Annotated in this window: 12 protein-coding genes; 3 read left to right on the top strand and 9 right to left on the bottom strand. The window is 32.6% G+C overall.

The genetic code is table 11. From position 1 onward, the window contains the following. Positions 1–7 precede the first annotated feature (7 nt). From CL818_RS01300 to CL818_RS01270, 7 genes are all read right to left on the bottom strand, one after another. Positions 8–2,761, bottom strand: a complete 2,754-nt coding sequence (locus tag CL818_RS01300) for a TonB-dependent receptor (RefSeq protein WP_272974301.1) — start codon at positions 2,759–2,761, stop codon at positions 8–10. Between the two features lie 14 nt (positions 2,762–2,775). Continuing rightward, entirely contained in the window at positions 2,776–3,495 is a 720-nt protein-coding gene (locus CL818_RS01295) for a hypothetical protein (RefSeq protein ID WP_272974302.1), read from the bottom strand. Positions 3,496–3,588: 93 nt separating this feature from the next. Next, entirely contained in the window at positions 3,589–4,911 is a 1,323-nt protein-coding gene (locus CL818_RS01290; RefSeq protein WP_272974303.1) for a sugar MFS transporter, read from the bottom strand. Between the two features lie 6 nt (positions 4,912–4,917). Beyond that, a complete protein-coding gene (locus CL818_RS01285; protein ID WP_272974304.1) occupies positions 4,918–5,922 on the bottom strand; it encodes an isoaspartyl peptidase/L-asparaginase family protein in 1,005 nt (334 codons plus the stop codon). Continuing rightward, a complete protein-coding gene (locus CL818_RS01280) occupies positions 5,922–8,852 on the bottom strand; it encodes a GH92 family glycosyl hydrolase (protein WP_286971214.1) in 2,931 nt (976 codons plus the stop codon). The genes CL818_RS01285 and CL818_RS01280 overlap by 1 nt, the downstream gene beginning before the upstream one ends. Before the next feature lie 136 nt (positions 8,853–8,988). Beyond that, entirely contained in the window at positions 8,989–9,447 is a 459-nt protein-coding gene (locus CL818_RS01275) for a hypothetical protein (protein WP_013187486.1), read from the bottom strand. Between the two features lie 214 nt (positions 9,448–9,661). Next, positions 9,662–10,012 (bottom strand): 4Fe-4S dicluster domain-containing protein, encoded by a 351-nt coding sequence (locus tag CL818_RS01270; protein ID WP_013187485.1) that lies wholly within the window; start codon positions 10,010–10,012, stop codon positions 9,662–9,664. 74 nt (positions 10,013–10,086) lie between these two features. Here CL818_RS01270 and CL818_RS01265 point away from each other — a divergent pair, with 74 nt between their 5' ends. From CL818_RS01265 to CL818_RS01255, 3 genes are all read left to right on the top strand, one after another. Then, a complete protein-coding gene (locus CL818_RS01265; RefSeq protein WP_272974306.1) occupies positions 10,087–11,130 on the top strand; it encodes an acyl-CoA reductase in 1,044 nt (347 codons plus the stop codon). Positions 11,131–11,201: 71 nt separating this feature from the next. Further along, positions 11,202–12,269 carry a 3-phosphoserine/phosphohydroxythreonine transaminase gene (serC, locus tag CL818_RS01260; protein WP_272974307.1) on the top strand — a complete coding sequence of 356 codons (1,068 nt, stop codon included), beginning with the start codon at positions 11,202–11,204 and terminating at the stop codon, positions 12,267–12,269. 38 nt (positions 12,270–12,307) lie between these two features. After that, positions 12,308–13,264 carry a D-2-hydroxyacid dehydrogenase gene (locus tag CL818_RS01255; RefSeq protein ID WP_272974308.1) on the top strand — a complete coding sequence of 319 codons (957 nt, stop codon included), beginning with the start codon at positions 12,308–12,310 and terminating at the stop codon, positions 13,262–13,264. A 166-nt stretch (positions 13,265–13,430) separates the two neighbouring features. On the opposite strand, the gene CL818_RS01250 is transcribed toward CL818_RS01255, so the two are convergent. Both CL818_RS01250 and CL818_RS01245 read right to left on the bottom strand, forming a co-directional pair. Beyond that, positions 13,431–14,153 (bottom strand): response regulator, encoded by a 723-nt coding sequence (locus tag CL818_RS01250; RefSeq protein ID WP_013187481.1) that lies wholly within the window; start codon positions 14,151–14,153, stop codon positions 13,431–13,433. Beyond that, positions 14,150–16,150, bottom strand: coding sequence for a sensor histidine kinase (locus tag CL818_RS01245; protein ID WP_083798870.1), 2,001 nt, complete (start codon positions 16,148–16,150; stop codon positions 14,150–14,152). Before CL818_RS01245 ends, CL818_RS01250 begins: the two co-directional genes overlap by 4 nt. Positions 16,151–16,255 lie beyond the last annotated feature (105 nt).

The raw sequence follows: 16,255 nt of genomic DNA, 5'->3' as shown, positions 1-16,255 counted from the left end.
AACATCCTTAAAATTTAAAGTTGTAAGTAATTGTAGGTACTGGCACAGAGAAAATAGATGTTTGGTACGCTTTAATTTCCTTATTATCGTTTACAAAGTACACAGAATATGGATTGTTTCTACCCAATACATTGTATATAGATATGTTCCAGAAACTGTGAGCTAATTTCATTTTCTTATGATTACCTTCTATATTAAATCCTATATCTAGTCTAAAATAATCTGGTATTCTAAAGTCATTTCTATCACTGTACACGACTTGCTCTTCTCCTGCAAATTCAAATTTTCCTACAGGATATGTAATTGGTCGTCCTGTTTGGTAAGATGCATTAAATGAAACACTGTAACGCTGTGTTATTTTATAGTTTGCAACTAGAGAAAAATCGTGCGGCTTATCATAGTTTGCAGGAAAATACTCTCCATTATTTACACGCTCATCTGGATTTTCACTATCTAATTTTATGAAGGTTCTAGAATAAGTATACCCAAAATACCCATTTAAATTACCTTTTTTCTTTTTCAATAAGAACTCAACCCCATAAGCTTGACCTTCACCTTGCAAAAGTTCTGTTTCTATATTTTCATTTAATGTAAGGTTAGCGCCGGTTTTATAATCTAAGATATCATCTAAAGATTTGTAATAACCTTCTAAACTTACTTCCAAGTCTTGATCATCAAAGTTTCTAAAGACTCCTAAAGAAAATTGAGAGGCTTTTTGAGGCTTTATATTTAAGTCTGAAAGCTTGTAAGTATCTGTAGGAGATATTGTGGTGTTGCTAGACAGCAAGTGTATGTATTGCAATGTCCTATTATAACCAGCTTTTAAAGATAGCTCTGGCGTAAGGAAGTAACGTCCAGAAAAGCGGTATTCTAAACCACCATAGGTTTCTACAACTTCATTATCATCATATGTGTTTTCACTTACTACTGTACTTTCATTTTTAGGCGCTCCATCTTGGTATTCACGTTGTACAGATGGACCTAGGTTTGCATAGTGAGAATAACGTAATCCTAAATTTAACTGAAGCTTCTTATTAACCTCATACTCATCAGATAAAAAGATAGCAGACTCCACAGCCCGTTCACTTTGTATGGATAAAGGCTGAATTGTCGAGCTTTCTCCTTTACCTTCAATATTACCTGGATCTATATTATAGTATTTTGCAGCACCACCATATAATAAGGTATGCTTAGGATCTATTTTATGGTTAAGGTTATATTTTAACTGAGATTCATTTATGGTATAATCAAACAAGAAGTCTTTATCACTATTGGCATCAAAATCTATTTCGAATTGATAGTTACTGTGAGAAAGAATTAATTCGCCTTTCTTCTTATCATTCCATTGGTGTGTATAGTTTACTGAAGCTAATGCATTATTATACCTATATAAAGAATCTGATGTAATACTAAATTTATCATCACTATAATATACAGATGCTTTTACTTGGTGCTTGTCGTTAATTTTATCATTATAATTAATGATACCATCGTAAAATGAAGCTTCACTATCTTTTAAAGATTCTTCAGAAAGTGATCTTAATATCCAGCCAGAATAGGTTGCTCTACCTCCAACAAGTATAGACGATCTATCTTTTACAACAGGCACCTCTAATGTTAAGTTACCTGTTACTGGACCAATTGATCCTTCTCCAGAAATCTTTTCTTTATTTCCAGCTTTTGTTTCAATATCGAAAACAGAAGACAAACGACCTCCAAACTCTGCTGGAATGTTTCCTTTATAAATATCTACAGATCCTGTTGTAAACGGGTTAATTCCTGAGAAAAATCCTAAAAAGTGAGATGGTGAATAAATAACAGCATCATCTAATAAAATTAAGTTTTGATCTGCTCTACCTCCACGAACATTGTAACCTATAGAGCCTTCACCTGCTTTTTGTATTCCTGGCAATGTTACTGCTACTTTAAGTACGTCTCTTTCTCCCAATACTAATGGAATAGTTTTTATTTCCTTCAAGTTAATTCTGGAAATACCAACGGTTGCTTCTCTAATGTTTTCACTTTTATTAGACTCAATAATAACTTCTTTTAAAAGCTGAGCATCTTCAACTAAATTAAAATTTAAAGAACCACTACCATACAGTACTATTGTTTTAGACTCTAAACCATATCCTAATCCAGAAGTTTCTACCCTATGTTGACCTGCTGGTAACCTTAAGGTGTAAAATCCGTTAGCATCTGTAGTAGTATAAATAGATTTATCATTAGCAGAAATAACCAAATTATCTATACCTGCGTTTGTTTTAGAATCTCTAATATAACCTGTTAGCTCATACTCACTACCAACTCTAGCAGAAGATCTTTTTCCAATTGTAATAACATTTCCATCTGTAATGTCTTGGTTAAACTCTTCAGCAAAAATGGGGTTTGCTTGTGTGTTGTTTCGCTTTAAACTATCTACAACAAAGCCTTTAGGCAGTTCACTTACGATAGAGTTGTTTTTTATTAAAACAACTTTATCTTCCGAGTATTTGTAAAAGTTTAGTGGTGTATCATCTAAAACCTCTTTAAGTAATGCCTCTAAAGTATATGTGTCTTTTACAACACTTGTCTTTTGATCTTTTATCCAATCTTCAATCACATAAAACTGAACATTAAACTGTGCTTCAATTTCAGACAGAATGTCTAAAATTGGCTCGTTTACAGCGGTAAAGGTTATTTCTTTTTTGTCTTGAGCTTGTAGGTTAACAGCAAATGATATTACTAAAAACACTATAAGTTTTCGTAAAAACTGATTCATAAAGTAGTGGTCTGCTAATTAATTGTAGTGAGTCTTTTGTCTATAAACCTAGCTAGGTTTACTAGGTATGCCTTTTCATCAGATTTTCTTAAAGATTTGTTGGCTTTATTATAGTCTTTAATCTGCTTTTCTAAGTCTGGAAATAGTTTTATAAAATCACGATGGTTAGAAACTTCAATAAACTCATTATTGTAGTTTAATAAGAAGGTAAATCCTTCAATAAATTTATAACTCACTAAAGAACTGTTTCCTAAAACAGATTTAGGTGTTTTTCTTAGGTCTACGTAAAAATTATAGTGATTACCGAGATAAGCAACTTCATAAAACGAATTGCCATCATTTATAACAGGTAGCTTAACAAATGAGGTGTTGTGAATTTTAAATTCTGAAACCTTAGAAGGTATAAGCTTAAGGTCAAAATAAGAAAGATTATCTTTTGTGTTAACCAATAACACATCTTCTATTAAATCATACCTTAGGTAAACATCTTGATAGGATTGGTTGTTATAGGTTACTTCTCCCAACTGGTATTGTAATTCTTTAAAATACCTATGTTCATTTGCATTACTTCTATATTCATCTTCAAAATTAACACCTTCAAGCAGGTTAATATTTTGTTGACCTAAAAGTTGATCGTGTTGTTGTAATGCTTTGGTTCTTGTTGAAGAATTTTGGGCAGAAAGCGAACCAATCGAAAGAAAAATAGAGACTATTAGAGCGTAATTTATATTCACTTAATAAAGATTTTAGCTTTTTGAGAAAGTGAATATAGTTGAAAAACATATATTATCTACGAAGTGCAATTGTTTTAACTTATTTTAACAATTTCACACTATTCTTACAGAGACTTTACTTTTTATCCAGCCAAAGTAAAGAATATAAGCATAGCACAATACAATAAGGAGAAGTGCTAATTTAAAATGAAATTGATCTGTTAAGAAACCATATAAAGGCGGAATTATAGCACCACCAACTATTGCGGTACAAAGTAATCCTGACGCCTGAGGCTTTAAATCTCCTAATCCATCTAAGGTTAGAGTGAAAATTGTCGGGAACATTATTGAATTGAATAATCCTACAGATAAAATTGTCCACATTGAAAGTAGTCCTAACGTATTCATAGATATAAAAATCATAAGTATGGCAAGAAAAGAAAACACACCTAACACCTTACCTGGCGTAATTAATTTGGTTAAATATGCACCAATAAACCTACCTATCATTGCGCCACCCCAATAAAAAATCACAAATATCCCTAATAATGATTTAGAGTCTGAAACAGAAAGGTCTTTATTAAATACATTGGTAATGGTATTAGCAATTGCCATCATAGTTTCATTTTCTAATATTATAGGTGTTAACCTCATACTTTGAAAGTAGTTTACCAAATAACTTCCTATAGCAACTTCTGCTCCTACGTATAAAAATATGCCTAGAACACCCATTAATGCAAGCTTGTTTTTAAACAGCTTAGAATAGCCACCTTTTGGACTTTTCTCCATAATTGTTGGTAGTTTCACAATCATAAAAACCACAGCTAACACTCCAATAATAGCAGCAATAGTTAGGAACGGTGTCTGTACAGTTGCTGCCTCTGCAGTTAAATAACTTTCTTTTTCCTGAATACTAAGGGCGTTAATCTCTGTTGATGTTTTTACAGTCTCACTCAATAAAAAAAGTGCACCAATTATTGGCGCAATTGTAGTTCCTAAAGAATTAAAAGCTTGAGCCAAATTAAGCCTGCTGGAAGCACCTTGCTCACTACCCAATAAACTTACATAAGGGTTTGCAGCAACTTGAAGTACAGTTATACCTGCTGCTAAAATAAAGTACCCAAGTAAAAACACATTAAACATACGATACTCAGATGCAGGATAAAAGAGCAAGCATCCAAATGCCATAGTTAGTAAGCCAAGAATTATTCCTTTTTTGTATCCTATCCTTGCAAGTATAGATCCTGCAGGAATTGAGAATATGAAGTACGCAAGAAAAAATGCAAATTGTACCAAGCCAGCCTGAAAGTAAGATAACTCAAAAACATCTTTTAGTCTTGGTATTAATGAATCTACAAGGACAGTGATAAAGCCCCATAAAAAAAAGAGAGTTGTAATTATTGCAAATGCTCTTTTGCTTCCTGCGTTATTGCTCATCTTAAATTAATCGTTTAAAATATGTGAAGGTTGTACTCTAGTGTTTTCTTCATTTTCATACTTCTCGTAAGTAAAGCCTTTATGAATACAGGCACCACCAGTATTTCCTTGTTTATCTAAAGCAATATAAGCTACCTGAAAGTTTTTATAATTCGGATTTCTTTCAATAACACGTTTTACGGCTTCATCACAAGCTTCTTGAGGTGTTTTACCTTGCCTCATAAGCTCTACTATTAAAAAGCTACCAACTGTTTTCATTATTTCCTCTCCCATTCCTGTGGCTACTGCACCTCCTATTTCATTATCTAAGAAAAGTCCGCTTCCTATAATGGCACTATCTCCTACTCTACCTTTCATTTTGTAGCTTAATCCACTTGTTGTACACGCACCTGCAATGTCTCCAAATTTATCAATAGCCAACAGTCCTATCGTATCGTGATTTTCAATATTAATAATTGGTTTATATTTTGGGCTTTTAAGCCATTCTTTATACGCTTTTTCAGACTGCTCTGTTAACAAGGTGTCTTTTTTAAACCCATAACGCTCTGCCAATTCTTCTGCGCCTTCTCCAGCTAACATCACGTGTGGTGTTTCCTCCATTACAATACGTGCTAATTGTGCTACGTGCGCATAATCTTTAACATATACCACAGCACCACAATCTCCATCTGGATTCATTACGCAAGCATCTAAAGTTACTTCGCCAGATCTGTCTGGCGCACCACCTTTTCCTACAGTTGTGTTTCTAATATCATCTTCTTCTACTTGTACGCCGGCAATAACAGCATCTAAAGCAGGTTTTCCAGCATCTAAGAATTGACCTGCAGTTTTATTTGCATCAACAAATCCCCAAGTGCAAATAGCAATTGGTCCAGATTTTTTTAATGTTTCTTTTTGGGGTATACTCATTTCTTTATTCAAATTTTGTTCATCACAAGATATTGCTGCACCTGCAACTGCAAGTCCTACTGTTCCTAAAGCAGATTGTTGTATAAATTGTCTTCTTTTCATTATTCATTTATTAAAATCTCATCGGCAAATATCCAACTGGTGCCTTGATGTTCTGCGCCTAAATGCCACTCTGGTAATTCACCTAATGTTTTAGCGACTACTTTTAAGTATCTAAATGATGTTGGATTAGTTGTCTTAAAGTTAACCTTTAGCTTTTCAACTTGTTCATTTTCTTTAACAGAAATCTTTTTTGTAAAAATTTCTTTAAATGTTTTACCATCTTGTGAACTTAGGTAAGTTACCTGTGTAGGATAAAATATCCAAGAACGCTGGTCTTGTAAAAAGCCTGTAGATATTGTATTGATTTCTTTCTGCTTACCAAAATCGAGCGTTGCTATTAAATCTTGGTTTTGATAACCTTGCCATAATCCTGTTTGAAAATTTGTAGTTCCTGTTACACCATCAATCAACGCTAGGTTTCCGCCACCACTGTAGCGCTCTGGATAGGTTGTGCTTAGCGTGAGCTTTAAGTTTGGATCTATTTTTCTGAATTCTGAAATTAACTTAGGACTTTCTTTGCCATCCTTGCTACCATATATTTCCAAATTTGCTGTTTCTGAAATATAGAATGGAGTCTTGTAAGTTTTAAAAGTTTCTGAAGTATTTATTCTATACTTTATAGAAACATCTTTATCTGCTACTCCTAATGCAATTCTTGTTGAATCTTTAAATGCTAAATTTCCATTTGTAATATAAGGTGACTGTACAATTAAGTGGTCTTTAATTTCTGTAACTGGTACAGAATTAGTTGTTGTACCCCATTGGGATGGTGCGTTTGTCATTTTAAATACTAAGTTACCACCATTCATTATAGTATTATGATCTAGGTATGAGTTATTAAGTTGCTTTCCATTTAAAGTTGCGCTCTGTATATAAATATTTTCTTCTGAAAGTGATTCTGCAATCACTGTAAATTTACTACCGTTTTCTAGGTTTAGTGTTGCTTTTTCTACGTGAGGCGTCCCGATTATATAGGTATTTGATGCAGGTGTTACAGGATAAAAACCTAAAGCGCTAAATACATACCAAGCTCCCATTTGGCCACAATCTTCATTCCCTGAAATACCATCTGGTGCACTACTATATTGTTCTGTAAGAATTTGATGAACACGCTCTTGTGTTTTGTAAGGTGTATTTACAAAATTATAGAGATACGCCATATGATGGCTTGGTTCATTACCATGTGCATATTGCCCTATTAAACCCGTTATATCTGCCTGTTCTGCACCAGATGTTTCTTGACTAGCACTAAACAGTTTGTCTAATTGTTGCTCCAAAGCTTTTTTTCCTCCTAGCAGAGTTGTAAATCCTGAAACATCTTGGGGCACATAAAAACTATATTGCCAAGAGTTGGCTTCTGTATAGTTAAAGTTAACCTCATAGGGATCAAAATTAGTTGGCCAAGTATTTCTAAAACGGCCTTGCATAAATTTAGTGTCTGGATTAAATACATTCTTATAAAATTGCGCCCTTTGTATATAAGTTTTATAATCTTCAGATTTTCCTAAAGTTTTGGCCATTTGTGCAATAGCCCAATCGTCATACGCATACTCAAGAGTTTTAGACACAGAGCTTCCTTCAGCTTCAACAGGAATGTAATTGTTCTTCTTATAAGCATCTAACCCTAAATGATCTCGAGATGCAGCAAAAGTCATTGCCTGAAAAGCTTTTTCAACATCATAATCTTTAATTCCTTTTAAGTATGCATCTGATATTACAGGTATTGCATGATAACCAATCATGCAACCAGTATAATTATTACTCAAATCCCATATTGGCAATATACCGCCATGCTCATGTTTCTTTATAAATCCTTTTATAAAATCATTAGTTTTATCTTGCTCAATAAGAGTATAAAGAGGATGTGCTGCTCTGTAAGTATCCCAAAGTGAAAAGACAGTATATTGCTCAAAATCTTCAGCTTTATAAATGCTATCATTCATTCCTCTGTAACGCATATCCACATCTTGATGTAAGTGTGGCGCCAACATACTATGGTATAATGATGTGTAGAAAATCACTTTTTTATCTTCAACACGATCTTCAATCGTAATTTTCTCTAGTTGCTTTTCCCAAAGCTTTTCAATTTCAGATTTCACTTCATTAAAAGTCTTTGTTCCTATTTCTTTTTCAAGATTTAATTTTGCACCTTGTTCATCAACAGCACTTATTCCTACTTTCACATAAATAGGTTCGTTTTTAGGATTATGAAATTTTAATGCTGCTTTGGTTGAAGTTTTAAAGGTTGAAGACATTAATGTATCTTCTACTTTAAACGCTTTTGAAAATTGGATATTAAAAAACAACTTCTGATTTGTTGCCCAAGCTTTTGAAAACCTATAACCCGAAATTTCTGTATTTGATAATATATTAAGCTTTACATCATTTAGCTTGTCTCTGTGCTCTAAATCTAAAATAACAATTTGATTTTCAGCTGAAGGAAATTCATACTTATGCATTCCGCTCCTACGCGAAACCGTTAGTGAAACTTTAACGTCTGTATCTTTAAGTAATACTTCATAAAATCCTGGAGATGCATTTTCATCTTCATGTGAAAAGGTTGAGCGGTATCCTTTTTCTCCATCTGCACCATTATTAAATGTAGTTGTATTGGTTGGCATTAATAAAACATCTGCATAATCACTCACACCAGTACCACTTAAATGCGTGTGTGAAAACCCATAAATATGTTTGTCACTATAGTGGTAACCGCTACAGCCATCCCAACCTTCAAGACGTGTGTCTGGGCTTAACTGCATCATTCCAAAAGGAGCAACGGCACCTGGATAAGTATGACCGTGACCACCAGTTCCGATAAATGGATTTACATAGTTAATTAAAGGCTGATCTTTAACAGCTTCATTTATAGTTACAGTTTTGGTACAAGAAAATAGTAAAAGTGTTAAAGGTAAAAGTAGTAGGTTGCGCATATTTAATATAAAAGAGAGCTAATATATGTAAAATAGAAACCAAAACTTATTATACTAATTAGTTAAAAAAAACACCTAATGCAATACGAAACATTAGGTGTTTTAGAAAGTTAGCTTTAAGAGGTGAGCTAATTAATTATTTATCACATTCATAATAAGGTTGTAAACCGTCTTTTATAAATCTTACACTATCTACAAATACGTAGATTGAGTTTGAGTTTTCCATATAGAAATCACTTACACCACTACTTAATGCACCAGGCTTTAGGTCTGTTCTATGTGTTGTTCTTGCATTATTTGGTTCTCTGTTATAAACTTCATAGCTAAAGTGAATAACATCATTATATCTATTTCTAAATTGTACGCCCCAAATATGTTTTGAGCCGTCATAATTTTTTCCTCTAAGTTTAACCCTAAAATCTAATCCTTTATAGCAACTTGTGCTTTGCCAACTTCCCCAATTATTAATTGTAACTAAGCTGGTATAATCATCTGGCAGTACATTAGCATTTACTTTAGTATCTAAATTTACAGTAGCAATAAATAAGACAACACAAATGCAGGGCAACAAAAAGGTGAGTAACATTCGTTTCATAATATAGAGTATTTGTTAGAGAATTAATAAAGTGTCTGCAGTACAACCACAACTACAGAGCTTTACTATTTTTATACTATAAATTTATGAAATATGTGTTATAGAAAGAATACCCAATACTGGGTATTTTTTTGATTTTGAGATAACTACAAAAAAATAAACGCCAATTAATAATTTTAATTGGCGTTTACTAAGTGTTATAAAATTGTAAAATTTAGTCCTTATGCATAAATGCTTGCTTAGCTAGAAGGACCTCATCAGATTCTACATGATCGTCATCTGGTACACAACAATCTACCGGACATACTGCTGCGCATTGGGGTTCTTCGTGAAACCCTTTACACTCTGTACACTTATCTGGTATTATATAATAAATCTCATCACTTATTGGTTCTTGTGCTTCATTAGCATCTACCTCTTTACCATTTGGCAACACCACGTTACCTTCTAAATCTGTACCATCTGCATAACGCCAATCATCTGCGCCTTCGTAAATAGCAGTGTTAGGACATTCTGGCTCACAAGCTCCACAATTAATACATTCGTCTGTTATAATGATAGCCATAGCTCTTATTTATCTTAATTTTGTACAAAAGTAACGCCAAAGGTAGACAATACCAAAAAATACCAATTAGGTTTATGACCCTTAACGAACATATTGAAGCATTTTCGGAATTAGGAAAATTTCTTGAGCAGTTTTTTAATGACTCAAACACTAAAGACGACGAGTTTTCCCAAAGATTAGCAACAGAAATTGAAGCCGCTGTACATTACAATGGCTGGTTTACTAAAAACAATGTTAGGTTTTCTTTACAACAATGGCAGTTAGCATTAACAGAAGACAATTTATCTGCTTGGCTAAAGAATTATAATATTAATACTAAGGCACCTAAAACTATAGGTTTAATACTTGCAGGAAATGTGCCCTTAGTTGGTTTTCATGACGTGCTTTCTGTTTTGGTAACAGGACATAATGTGTTAATTAAGTACTCATCTAACGATCAGCGTTTATTACCATTATTATTAGAGAAACTAAAAGCTATTAATACTAATTATAATGAGAGAATTAAGACAGCTAAAGATCAATTAAAAGGTTTTGATGCAGTTATTGCTACTGGTAGCAATAATACGTCCAGATACTTTAATTACTATTTTAAGAATGTTCCAAGTATAATTAGAAAGAACAGACACTCTGTAGCTATTCTTACAGGCGAAGAATCTCCAGAACAAATACAACTATTAGCTAACGATATTTTTAGATATTATGGTTTAGGCTGCAGAAATGTATCTAAACTTCTCGTGCCTGAAGGTTATAACTTTAATACTTTCTTTGAAAATATAATGAATTGGTCTGAGGTTATAAATGACAACAAATACGCAAATAATTACGACTACAACAAAGCCGTATACCTTATGAGCGGTGCTAATATGTTAGACAATAATTTTGTGTTACTAAAAGAAGATAAAGGGTTTAGCTCACCAATAGGTGTTCTTTTTCAAGATAGTTATAAAAATCTTGAAGAATTAGAAGAAATCTTAGCTGAAGAAAAGGATAATTTACAATGCGTAGTTTCTAACAACTTACAACCGCATCATATTTATTTTGGAGAAACCCAACATCCCAAATTATGGGATTATGCAGATAATATAGATACTGTTGAATTCTTGTTGAAAGTTAATTAGTATTTCACACTTAAATTATAACCTTTCAACTCGATATTTAAGATATTTGTATATATAATTTAAACAACATCATGAAAAAGAAACATAATTTTAGTGCTGGACCTTGTATTCTTCCACAAGAAGTATTTCAAGAATCTTCACAAGCTATATTAGATTTTAATAATAGTGGACTTTCAATTTTAGAAATATCTCACAGAAGCAAAGATTTTGTTGATGTTATGGAAGAAGCAAGAAACCTTGCTTTAGAATTATTGGGTTTAGAAGGAAAAGGCTACAAAGCATTGTTTTTACAAGGTGGTGCTAGCACACAGTTTTTAATGACTGCCTATAACCTATTACAAAATAAAGCTGCTTACTTAAATACAGGAACTTGGAGTAGCAAGGCTATTAAAGAGGCTAAGTTATTTGGAGAAGTTTTAGAAGTAGCATCCTCTAAAGACCAAAACTTTAATTACATACCAAAAGGATATACAGTTCCTAAAGATGTAGATTATTTTCACTGTACGAGTAACAACACAATCTTTGGTACTCAAATGAAGAGTTTTCCAGATGTAGATGTTCCTTTGGTTTGTGATATGAGTTCAGATATTTTTTCACGTCAATTAGATTTTTCAAAATTTGACCTGATTTATGCTGGTGCTCAAAAAAATATGGGTCCTGCAGGAACGACTTTAGTTATAGTAAAAGAAGATATATTAGGAAAAGTAAACAGAGAAATTCCTTCTATGATGGATTATACAGTACATATTGGTAAATCTAGTATGTTTAATACACCTGCTGTTTTTCCTGTGTATGTCTCTATGCTTACGTTAAGATGGCTTAAAAATCTAGGTGGTATAGATAAAATACAAGAACAAAATGAAAAGAAAGCTAAGCTTATTTATTCTGAAATAGATATAAACCCTTTATTTAAAGGCTTTGCAGAGAAGGAAGATCGTAGTACTATGAATGCAACCTTTAGCTTAGTAAATGGCGATCTAACTGAAACTTTTAATGCTATGTTAGCTGAAGCTGGTATTAATGGTCTTAATGGTCATAGAAGTGTTGGAGGCTACAGGGCATCTATGTACAATGCAATGGCAAAAGATAGTGTTAGTACTTTGGTTGAAGTTATGAGTGATCTAGAACGTAAAGCTTAACTAATCCTTATTATTAAATTAGATTTTAAAAAATAGATATGAAAATTTTAGCAAATGATGGTGTTTCTCAAAGTGGAGTAGACGCTATGGAAAAAGCTGGTTTTGAAGTTATAACTACTAATGTAGCTCAAGATCAACTTAAAGACTACATAAATAAAAACGACATTTCTGTACTATTGGTAAGAAGTGCCACAACTGTAAGAAAAGAATTAATCGATGCGTGCCCTAGCTTAAAAATAATAGGTCGTGGCGGTGTTGGTATGGATAATATAGATGTTAGCTATGCAAAAGAAAAAGGCTTGCACGTAATAAATACACCTGCAGCATCATCCAGTAGTGTTGCAGAGCTCGTATTTGCTCACCTATATGGTGGCGTTAGATACTTGTACGACTCTAATAGAGCAATGCCACTAGAAGGCGATACAAACTTTAAGGCTTTAAAAAAATCTTATGCTAAAGGAAGAGAACTAAGAGGTAAAACCATAGGTATTATTGGTTTTGGTCGTATTGGTCGTGAGGTAGCTAAGATTGCCTTAGGTATCGGTATGAAAGTAGTAGCTAGTGATAACTATGTAGGTGAAGCAGAAATAGAATTAGAATTTTACAATCACCAAACCATAAAGATTCCTATTAAAACAGAACCCGTTTCAGATTTAATACAGCATTCAGATTTTATAACCTTACACGTTCCTGCTCAAAAGGATTATGTTATTGGTAAAGAAGAAATTTCAAAAATGAAAGATGGTGTTGGTCTTATTAATGCTGCACGTGGTGGTGTATTAGATGAAGTGGCATTGGTTGATGCTCTAAATGATGGAAAAGTATCTTTTGCAGCTTTAGATGTTTTTGAAAAAGAGCCTAAGCCAGAGATACAGTTATTAATGAATGAGAAACTTTCATTAAGTCCTCATATTGGCGCAGCTACTCTAGAAGCACAAGACAGAATTGGTGTTGAGTTAGCAGAGCAGATTGCAGATATACTACAACCTGCATAATTAACAAGATATATTAAAAGTAAAGGAGTGATTATTAACAAATCACTCCTTTTTTAGTATAAAACACCCATATAAACCCCAATTATCTATGGATATCTCAAATATATTAATTACTTGAATTGCATGTAAACTGATGTGACAAAACCTAAGTTATTTGTGACAAAATTTAGTTTACATCTAACACTTGAAAGACTTCATCTTTATAAACGCCACCCATAGGAAACTTCCTATCTCCTATAAAAACCTCTTTACCATTAAATCCAGTTATTTTATCCCTATTTAAAATATAGGATTTATGTACTCTCAAGAAATTTCCTGAAGCTACATGTTCAAATAATTCCTTAACTGTCATCCTTACCAAGTCTACTCCTCCAATTTTATGAATCTCAATGTAATTTCCTGCGGTTCTAAAAAATAATATATTATCAAACAACACTTTTGTATAAGTACCTTCTACTTTAAAAAACACAGACTTACCTTTACCTTGTGTAGATTGTTTTTCTTGTGGCTTCTCGTTTTTGTCTGAGTTATGTAGTGCTAACGTAAGTGTTGTAAAAAGATCTGTTTTATTATAAGGCTTAACCACATAGCCAGATGGCTCTGTTTCAACAGCACGCTCCACAGTGCGTTTGTCTGAGTTAGATGTTAGGTACACAATTGGCATTGGATAAAGAGATCTAATCTTTCTTCCTAACTCTATGCCATCTAATTCTCCTTTAATATTAATATCCAGCAAAGCTAAATCTACACTATTGTTTTCAAGTATTGTAAGTGCTTCTGAAGCTCTTATGGCAATACCTGAAACGTTATAATTTAAACGCTCTAAATTGTACTTAATATCTTCAGCAATTAAAAGCTCATCTTCTACTATGAGAATGTTTTTTTTCATTTGTCAGTTTTTGGAAACTCAATTGTATATGTTGTTGGTGATTTAGTTGAAGTATCTATATCAAGATTTCCTTCTAATTGTTTCACCAATATTTCTATTAATTTAAGACCTAAGGTCTTTCGTTTTTTCACTTCCTCAAGATTAAATCCTAAGGCATTATCTGAGATTACTAATTTATAATGATTTGTGTTCTTTTCGTTAAAATTTATAGACAACCTTAGCACATCTTTTTCACTATACTTTAAAGTATTTGTGACTACCTCATTAATTATTAAACCAAGAGGCACAGCTATATCTATATCTACTATTTCTTTAGAGTTAATAGTGTATTCTACTTTATTATCTACTCTATAAGTTGCTATTAAATTTTGCACAAGTTGGCCTATGTAGTCATTAAAAACTATATCCTTATAATTGTCTGTTTCATATAGCCTTTGGTGTACCAACGCCATAGATCTAACTCTTGCTTGCCCATCTAGTAAAGCCTCTCTTACAACGGTACTACTAATATTGTTACTTTGTAAACTTAAAAGACTGGAAACCACTTGCAAGTTATTTTTTACACGATGGTGTATTTCCTTTAAAAGTGTATCCTTTTCCTGTAGTGCTATATTAATTACCTTATTCTTTTCTGCTATAGTTTCAGTTAGCAGTTTAAATTCTTTGTTTTGAGCTTTTTGCTTCAAACTATTCAAACGATACCAAACTAGTAAGCAGGCTAAAAGTATTATTAAAAGTAAGCCTCCTATAATACTATAGTTACGCTTATTTAAGGTTACTTCCATTTCATTAGCTTTTACTTTAGAGGCAAGTAGCTCTGCTTCTTTTTTCTCTAATTCGAAAGCAGACTGTAATGAAATTGCTTCCTCAAGTTTTTCTGCAGCTTTGTTAGAATCTCTAAACTTTATTTGAGCGTTTAGGATTTCAATGGCTTTTACATGGTTTCCTTTTTGTTCTGCAATTTTTGCTTTAATGGCAAATAGTTTGTCTCTAAACTCTGGGTTTTGTAATCGTTCTGTAGCATTAGAAATACTATCAAACCTAGACAATACGCGTTCGGCTTTTGCTACATTATTAAGTTTAACATGACTTTCTGCTAACAATACAGAGCTTATTAATGCATTGTAGGGAAAATAGTCAAGAGACTTTTCTACATCGTCCTCTAATAATGGGATTGCTTCTTTATAATGCTCCATTAACATATAAGACTGCGCTACATTTCCTTGAACAAACGATCTATATTTATCTGTACTCTTAGAACCATTAAAACCCTCATAATCCAAATAAGACATTGCTTTATTAAAATAAACTAATGCACTATCTGGCTTGTTATAATTATTATAGTAAACACCTATATTATTAGCCCTATTAAATAGAAAGTAATAATCTTTAGGATACAGCTCCTTAAACTTTTCGAACTTAGATTTTGCTATGCGAATAGCATTTTTATAGTCACCTAGCTTGTTATAAGATAAATCACTTGACACTAAAAAATATATATCTGGTGCCATACCTGGCTCTCTTGTAGATGGTATATCATCTATAGAGTTAATAATCTGGGCATAGTTAATACTTTGTTTAAACAGCCCAAGCTCTGTAGTAGCAAGGTGGTACATAACAAAATAGTTAACACTGTCCTTTTTAGAAAAGCCTGATAACTTATCACTTATATTATTTAGACTAGAAAAAGCTTTACCAAATTCATTAGAGAGCCTATAAGATCTTGCCTTAAAAAGATAATAGTGATCCTTAAACACTGTAGAGTTCATTAGTTCTAAATCTGATTCTACATAATTAAAAAAACCTGTAAAAGATTCTCTGTGTTCTGTGAGTAAGTAATTATCTGTGATCTTATAAAAATAATTCTGTAATGCGTTTGGTGTAACTTCAATAGTTGTTACAGCATTAAACAAATTGTTTAAATCCTTATCATTCTCTTGCGCAGACATTTGCGTAAAGAATAGTAATAAGATAATATAAATGGGGCTATATTTCATATGCTTCAAACCTTATAAAGATATTAATATAGCTATACAAGATCATATACATGTGACGAAAGGCAATATTTTGTGATGAATTTATTTTCTGATTTTTAAATTAAT

The organism is Croceibacter sp. (genome assembly GCF_002716225.1).
GTDB classification, from domain to species: domain Bacteria; phylum Bacteroidota; class Bacteroidia; order Flavobacteriales; family Flavobacteriaceae; genus Croceibacter; species Croceibacter atlanticus.
This window is presented reverse-complemented; position numbering and strand designations above follow the sequence as displayed.